Origin of the sequence: Lonsdalea britannica (assembly GCF_946477055.1) — a bacterium.
Classification (GTDB): domain Bacteria; phylum Pseudomonadota; class Gammaproteobacteria; order Enterobacterales; family Enterobacteriaceae; genus Lonsdalea; species Lonsdalea britannica_A.
The window spans coordinates 1-6,073 of the sequence record NZ_CAMKXG010000217.1 but is presented as its reverse complement, the minus strand read 5'-3'; the positions used below and the strand labels follow the sequence as shown (position 1 = coordinate 6,073).

Below are 6,073 nucleotides of genomic sequence, written 5' to 3'. Positions count from 1 at the left end.
TTTCTGGCTGGGCGGTTATGACGGCGCGCTGGTCGGTTTGGCACTGGTGCCTGCGCTGATTGCGGTTCCGGCAGCGTGGTGGCTCCAGCGTGCGACCCCACTGCGCTGGTCGATGCTGAAACCGCTCTGGGAACGGATGCTGGCGGGGCGGCTGGCCAAGTTTACCCTGATGGCGCTGATGACGGCGGTCACGCTACCGGTTGCGTATATCACCATGCGTAATCTGCTCGCTGCGCACTATGGCTGGGAGGCTGTCGGGATCTGGCAGGGCGTCACCACCATTTCCGATGCTTATCTGCAGTTCATCACGGCTGCGTTCAGCGTCTATCTATTACCGACGCTGTCCCGACTGACCGAACGCCGAGATCAGGCGCGGGAAATTGTGACGTCGCTGAAGTTTGTGCTGCCCACGGTAGCGGCGGTGAGTTTCGTCGTCTGGCTGCTGCGCGATGTGGCGATTTGGCTGCTGTTTTCACATCAGTTTATTGCGATGCGCGATCTCTTCCCCTGGCAACTGACTGGGGATGTGATGAAAGTGGGCGCTTACGTATTTGGTTATCTGGTCATCGCGAAAGCCTCTCTGCGTTTCTATTTGCTGACCGAAATCAGCCAGTTTCTCCTGCTGATGGGATTCTCGCATTGGCTGATCCCCTTGCATGGCGCACTGGGCGCGGCACAGGCTTATATGGCAAGCTATCTGGTCTATTTCCTGCTGTGTTGCGGCATATTCATTATTTACTGTAGGCGAGCATGACCCCCTTAATTCACGTGCTGGGTGCGGATATCCCTCATCATAATCAAACGGTACTGCGTTTTTTCAACGACGTACTGACCCCGACGCTGCCCGCTGAGCAGGTGCGGCGCTTTATGGTGGTGGCCCCGGCGGAGGCCGCATGGCTGCAAAACTTACCCGCGTTGACCGTTGATCGCTATGCCGATAAACGTGCGCTGGCGAAAGCGGTGGTCGCGCAGGCCAAGGCGCACCGCGATACCCGATTTTTCTTCCACGGCCAGTTCAACCCGTGGTTGTGGCTGGCGCTGCTGACCGGCGGCATCCGTCCCGCCCAGGCTTATTGGCACATTTGGGGCGCTGACCTGTATGAGACGGCAAGCGGTATGGCTGCACGTCTGTTCTATCTGATGCGCCGTCGTGCGCAGGGGCGCATCGGCCGGGTATTTGCGACGCGCGGCGATCTGAACTATTTTGCGCAGCGGCAGCCGCAGGTTCCCGCCGAACTGCTTTATTTCCCCACCCGCATGGATCCGACGCTGGCCGCGCCAGACGACCTGAAAGGTCAGGCTGGGCCGATGACCATTTTGGTGGGGAATTCCGGCGATAAAACCAACCGGCATATTGAAGCGCTGCGGGCGATTCACGAGCGGTTCGGTGAACGCGCGCGGGTGATTGTGCCTATGGGCTATCCCGCCAATAACGATGACTACATTGCGCAGGTCCAGCAGGTCGGCGATGCATTGTTTGGCGTGAAACGTTTTCAGCTGCTGCGTCAGCAGATGGCGTTTGACGACTATCTGGCGATGCTTCGCCGCTGCGATCTGGGCTATTTCATCTTCGACCGGCAGCAGGGTATTGGTACGCTGTGTCTGCTGATCCAGTTCGGCGTGCCGTTTGTGCTGAGTCGCCATAATCCGTTCTGGCACGATCTACAGGAACAACATCTTCCCGTGCTGTTTTATGGCGATGATTTGGATGAAGCGGGCGTGTTGGAAGCGCAACAGTCGCTGGCGCAGGTCGACAAGCGGCAGATTGCGTTTTTCAATCCGAACTATATTGACGGTTGGCATCGGGCGCTGGCGCTCGCCGCGGGAGAGCCGGTATGACCGAATGGCAGGTCAGCGGACTGCTGGGCGTTTATCTTGTTTCCGTGCTGTTCATCCTGTTTCTGACCTGGCAGGAGTTCAAACGGGTACGATTCAACTTTAACGTATTGTTTTCTTTGTTGTATCTGCTGACGTTCTATCTCGGCTTCCCGTTTACCTGCCTGTTGGCGTTTCGTTTCAATGTGGCGGTAGTGCCAGCGCAGTACCTCTTAATGGCTCTGCTGTCGGCGACGGTGTTCTACGCCATTTATTATGTGACGTATAAAACCCGGCTGCGGGCCTCGCCTACCGTCGTTCCTTCTCCGATGCTGAATTTCTCCCGGGTGGAAACGCATCTGGTCTGGGGACTGCTGGCGCTGGTGGCGGTGGTGACCGTCGGCATCTTCTTTCTCCACAACGGTTTTTTGCTGTTTAAACTGCGGGCCTACAACCAAATTTTTTCCAGCGATGTGTCCGGCGTCGCGCTAAAACGCTTTTTCTATTTCTTTATTCCAGCGATGCTGGTGATCTACTTCCTGCATCAGACGCCACGCGCCTGGCTGGGATTTTTGCTGGCGACGGTCGCCTTCGGCATGCTGACCTACATGATTGTCGGCGGCACGCGGGCCAATGTCCTGATCGCCTTCTCGCTGTTTCTGTTCATCGGTATCGTGCGCGGCTGGATCTCGCTGTCGATGCTGGTCGCGGCGGGTTTGATGGGGATTGTCGGGATGTTCTGGCTGGCGCTGAAGCGCTATAGCCTCGACGTCAGCGGCGCCGAGGCCGTTTATACGTTTCTGTATCTGACGCGAGATACGTTCTCCCCGTGGGAAAATCTGGCACGACTGTGGCAGTTCTACGACGACATCCATTTCCAGGGGTTGGCGCCCATCGTTCGCGATTTTTATGTCTTTATTCCCGGCTGGCTGTGGCCAGGACGGCCTTCGCTGATCCTCAACAGCGCCAACTATTTCACCTGGGAAGTGTTGAACAACCATAGCGGGTTGGCGATGTCGCCTACGCTGATCGGCTCGCTGCTGGTCATGGGCGGGGCGGCGTTTATTCCGCTGGGCGCCGTGGCCGTCGGGCTGATTATCAAATGGTTCGATTGGCTTTATGAGCGCGGTCGCCAAAGTCCTAACCGCTATAATGCTGCGATTTTGCAGGCTTTCTGCTTCGGCGCGATATTCAACATCATCGTGCTGGTCAGGGAAGGGATGGATGCCTTTGTCTCTCGGGTGGTGTTTTTCTGTCTGGTGTTTGGCGCCTGCCTGCTGCTGGCCAAACTATTGTATTGGCTGCTGCTACAGGGCGGCGTTATCCGGCAGCGCTGGCGTAATTTACCCCCGTCTGGGTTGGAGCAACGCCCTGCACCCGCGAGTCCGCGGCGCGAATAATGAGGAAAACAATGGAACACAATGACGCGATCCCACAGTACCAGATTCGCGGGATCCCTCTGTACGGCTTCGAGAGCATGACGCAGTGTGTGGATTATCTGCTGGCGGGCGAACAGGTTAAAACCGGCACGTTGGTGGCGATTAACGCCGAAAAAGTTCTGGCGACGGAACGGGATTCTGCGCTGAAGGCGCTGATTGACGCGGCGGAATATAAATATGCCGACGGCATCAGCATTGTTCACTCTATTCGACGGAAATATGCCGATGCCCGCGTAGAGCGCATCGCCGGGGCTGATCTCTGGGAAGCGCTGATGCATCGGGCCGGAGAGCGTGGCACGCCGGTCTTCCTCATCGGCGGCAAGCCGGAAGTGCTGGCTCAGACGGAACGGGAGCTGCGTCGTCGCTGGCAGGTGAATATTGTGGGATCGCAGGACGGCTATTTTAGCGTGGAGCAACAGTCGGCGCTGTTTGACCGCGTGCGCGACAGCGGCGCGCAGCTGGTGACGGTGGCGATGGGCTCTCCCAAGCAGGAACGGATTATGCAGCAGTGCCGCCAGGTTCATCCTGACGCGCTATATATGGGCGTAGGCGGTACTTATGACGTGTTTACCGGACACGTAAAACGCGCGCCCAAGCGCTGGCAGAACCTGGGGTTAGAGTGGCTGTATCGTCTGCTGTCTCAACCCAGCCGTATCACGCGGCAGATAAAGCTATTGCGCTATCTGGCTTATCACATCACCAGACGCCTGTAGTTCCGCTTCCTCCCTGCGTTTGCTTGAACTTTACCGATTGAGTTATAAGCAAACGCATACCTTTCTTATTTAGTTATAACTCCTTCCCCGAAGATGTTAATCCCGCCAGCATTGCTGTATCTTTTCCGGCGCCCTGTTTTGGGCGGCGTTTTTTTGCGCGAGAGGTACCGTTGATCGTTGCCGGCCAAATAAAACAATTCATTAACTCGGCAGAAACAAACACAACATGGAATGATAGAGGATTTATGACAAAAAAAGTCAAAGAAGATCAGCTCCACCGGGGTCTGGAGGCAAGACATATTGAACTGATCGCGCTTGGGGGCACCATCGGCGTCGGTTTGTTCATGGGGGCGGCGAGCGCACTGAAGTGGGCCGGTCCTTCCGTCTTGCTGGCGTATATCGTGGCGGGCCTTTTTGTATTCTTCATTATGCGCTCAATGGGCGAAATGCTGTTTCTTGAGCCGGTGGCCGGTTCGTTCGCCGTCTACGCCCACAACTATCTCAATCCCTTTTTCGGCTATCTCACCGCCTGGAGCTACTGGTTTATGTGGATGGCCGTGGGTATCTCGGAAATCACGGCGATAGGCGTTTACGTCCAGTTCTGGTTCCCGGAACTTCCCCAGTGGATACCGGCGATTGCCGCCGTCGTTCTGGTGGCTGGCGCCAACCTGGCGGCGGTGCGTCTGTACGGTGAAATCGAATTCTGGTTCGCGATGATCAAAATCACCACCATTATCGTGATGATTGTGGTTGGCGCTGGCGTGATTTTCTTCGGGCTGGGCAACCACGGCGAAGCGACCGGCTTTGCTAACCTGACTGAGCATGGCGGCTTCTTGGCTGGCGGCTGGAAAGGGCTGTTGTTCGCGCTGTGTCTGGTGGTCGCTTCCTATCAGGGCGTTGAGCTGGTGGGGATTACGGCGGGTGAAGCTAAAAATCCGCAGGTGACGTTGAAGCGCGCTATTAACAATATCCTGTGGCGTATTCTGATCTTCTATGTGGGCGCGATTTTCGTCATCGTCACCATCTTCCCGTGGAATGAAATTGGTACCTCCGGCAGCCCGTTCGTGCTGACCTTCGCCAAAATCGGTATTACGGCGGCGGCGGGCATCATCAACTTCGTCGTGCTGACCGCAGCGTTGTCCGGCTGTAACAGCGGAATGTATAGCTGTGGGCGCATGCTCTTCTCGCTGTCCAAAAACCGTCAGTTGCCCGCGGCGTTAGGCAAAGTCACCGCCAGCGGCGTGCCAGCGGCAGGCGTGATGGTTTCTATTCTGTGCCTGATCGCCGGGTCGGCTCTGAACTACATCATCCCTAATCCGGGAAAAGTCTTCGTCTATGTCTATAGCGCGAGCGTGCTGCCGGGTATGGTGCCGTGGTTTGTGGTGCTGGTCAGCCAGCTGCGTTTTCGTCGTAAGCATCAGGCGGCGATTGCCGGACACCCTTTCAAGTCGATCCTGTTCCCGTGGGTTAACTATCTGACGATGGCATTCCTGCTGTGCGTGCTGGTCGGGATGTACATTAATACAGATACCCGCCTGTCGCTGATCGTGGGGGTAATATTCCTGGCCTTCGTCAGCACGATTTATGCGGTTCTCGGTTTGGGTAAAAAGCAGGCTGAAGTGAAATAATCACCCGTAAACAGCGGGTGGGAAAGCGGTAGAGTCGATGATTTGAAGGGAAATGAGCAAAGCGTAAGCAAACGCGCTCTTTCTTCAAAAAAGCACTAGACAGGATTCTATTAAATCCGTAGTATCCCCACCCGCAACGGCGCTACGCGCCCGTAGCTCAGCTGGATAGAGCGCTGCCCTCCGGAGGCAGAGGTCTCAGGTTCGAATCCTGTCGGGCGCACCATTCGAAGCGTTTAATATGATTCGATTGTAGTGCGGGAGCTGCGGAGGTACTTAATGACTCCGTGAGAAGTGAGTACCGGAAACGTAGTAAAGAAGTGGTAATATGGTGGCTATAGCTCAGTTGGTAGAGCCCTGGATTGTGATTCCAGTTGTCGTGGGTTCGAGTCCCATTAGCCACCCCAATTTTTAAAGTTTGTGACATGCGAAGGTGGCGGAATTGGTAGACGCGCTAGCTTCAGGTGTTAGTGTCTTAACG

The 6,073-nt window shown here is 56.0% G+C and carries 5 protein-coding genes and 2 tRNA genes; all 7 read left to right on the top strand.

The window, feature by feature from the left end:
• A partial coding sequence (gene wzxE / locus Q7O77_RS13490) for a lipid III flippase WzxE (RefSeq protein WP_304168228.1) occupies nt 1-754 on the top strand: 754 nt, incomplete at its 5' end.
• Nucleotides 751-1,839 (top strand): TDP-N-acetylfucosamine:lipid II N-acetylfucosaminyltransferase, encoded by a 1,089-nt coding sequence (locus Q7O77_RS13485; RefSeq protein ID WP_304168225.1) that lies wholly within the window; start codon nt 751-753, stop codon nt 1,837-1,839. The genes wzxE and Q7O77_RS13485, both read left to right, overlap by 4 nt.
• Nucleotides 1,836-3,215 carry an ECA oligosaccharide polymerase gene (gene wzyE, locus Q7O77_RS13480; RefSeq protein ID WP_304168223.1) on the top strand — a complete coding sequence of 460 codons (1,380 nt, stop codon included), beginning with the start codon at nt 1,836-1,838 and terminating at the stop codon, nt 3,213-3,215. Before Q7O77_RS13485 ends, wzyE begins: the two co-directional genes overlap by 4 nt.
• 11 nt (nt 3,216-3,226) lie before the next feature.
• The gene (gene wecG, locus Q7O77_RS13475) at nt 3,227-3,967 is read left to right on the top strand and encodes a lipopolysaccharide N-acetylmannosaminouronosyltransferase (protein ID WP_304168220.1); all 741 of its coding nucleotides are present in this window, start codon (nt 3,227-3,229) and stop codon (nt 3,965-3,967) included.
• Nucleotides 3,968-4,212: 245 nt separating this feature from the next.
• Complete coding sequence (locus Q7O77_RS13470) at nt 4,213-5,595, top strand: amino acid permease (RefSeq protein ID WP_304168217.1); 1,383 nt, start codon at nt 4,213-4,215, stop codon at nt 5,593-5,595.
• Between the two features lie 146 nt (nt 5,596-5,741).
• A tRNA-Arg gene (locus Q7O77_RS13465) sits at nt 5,742-5,818 on the top strand.
• A 105-nt stretch (nt 5,819-5,923) separates the two neighbouring features.
• Nucleotides 5,924-5,999, top strand: a tRNA-His gene (locus Q7O77_RS13460).
• Nucleotides 6,000-6,073 lie beyond the last annotated feature (74 nt).

Bases quoted from the DNA above. Each gene is read 5' to 3' on its own strand.
- Q7O77_RS13485 (WP_304168225.1), top strand. From the start codon at position 751: ATGACCCCCTTAATTCACGTGCTGGGTGCGGATATCCCTCATCATAAT.
- wzyE (WP_304168223.1), top strand. From the start codon at position 1,836: ATGACCGAATGGCAGGTCAGCGGACTGCTGGGCGTTTATCTTGTTTCC.
- wecG (WP_304168220.1), top strand. From the start codon at position 3,227: ATGGAACACAATGACGCGATCCCACAGTACCAGATTCGCGGGATCCCT.
- Q7O77_RS13470 (WP_304168217.1), top strand. From the start codon at position 4,213: ATGACAAAAAAAGTCAAAGAAGATCAGCTCCACCGGGGTCTGGAGGCA.